Genomic DNA, 770 nt, shown 5'->3' on the forward strand with positions numbered 1-770 from the left:
GCGCCCGTCGGGTACGTGCTCAGATCTGAGTGTGGTCGAGCTCGTGCGTGGCCAGAGCATCCAGGGTCCTGACCAGGTCGGGGAAGAGGGTGGTCAGCACCTGGAGGGAGCGGGGGCCCTTGGGGTGCTCGGGGAGGGAGCGCCAGTGGCGTGCCACGGTGAGGGCGTGGTTGCCGCGGCGGGTGTAGAAGGCCTTGGCGTGCTGGTAGCCGGCCTTGTAGCCCTCGCTGTAGTCCGATGCCGTGGTGTGCTGCTCCATGAGCAACCTCCTTGGGTGGGGGTGCAGGGGGCCGAGTGCCACCCGCTATGTCCAACCATACATATCGGTGGGGGTGGCGTCCATTCCGCGAGCGCGGGGCTGGCGGGGACGTGTCGCCGAGATCGAGCTGCAGCTGCAGCTGCCGGCGCCGCACGGATGTCGTCGAGTTGCCGGCGCCGCGCTGCTGGAGCGATCCGCGCCGTCCCGCGCTCGCGGCAGGGGCCCCGACGATCCAGGGGCCGGTCGTTGGCGTGCGGGGGCCTGGACATGGCGGGAGGGCGCAGGCGGCCCGCGGGTGGGTGGGGAGCGCGCGGAGGGGGTGTTCGTGGGCCTAGCCTCGGGGCTATGAGTGCGGATTGGTGGGTTCCCCTGGTGAGTTCGTTGGCGGGGGCGTCGGTTGGCGGTGTATCGGCGTTTGTGGTGTCGGGGAGGACGTTGAAGGGACAGGCCGACCAAGCGGCGGTGCAGCGGCTCGAGGCGGCCCTGGCGGAGCTGATTCTGGGAGTCCAGG

1 protein-coding gene is annotated in these 770 nt (G+C 71.0%); it reads right to left on the reverse strand.

Annotated elements, in window-relative coordinates; genetic code table 11:
• Window positions 1-19: 19 nt before the first annotated feature.
• A complete protein-coding gene (locus AC0VX0_RS12365) occupies window positions 20-259 on the reverse strand; it encodes a hypothetical protein (RefSeq protein WP_475452209.1) in 240 nt (79 codons plus the stop codon).
• Between the last annotated feature and the right edge of the window lie 511 nt (window positions 260-770).

The sequence above is a fragment of the Micrococcus sp. iso_26 genome (assembly GCF_056172975.1).

What these genes read in the sequence shown, in the direction of transcription:
- AC0VX0_RS12365 (WP_475452209.1), bottom strand. Translation starts at nt 259, where the DNA reads ATGGAGCAGCACACCACGGCATCGGACTACAGCGAGGGCTACAAGGCC.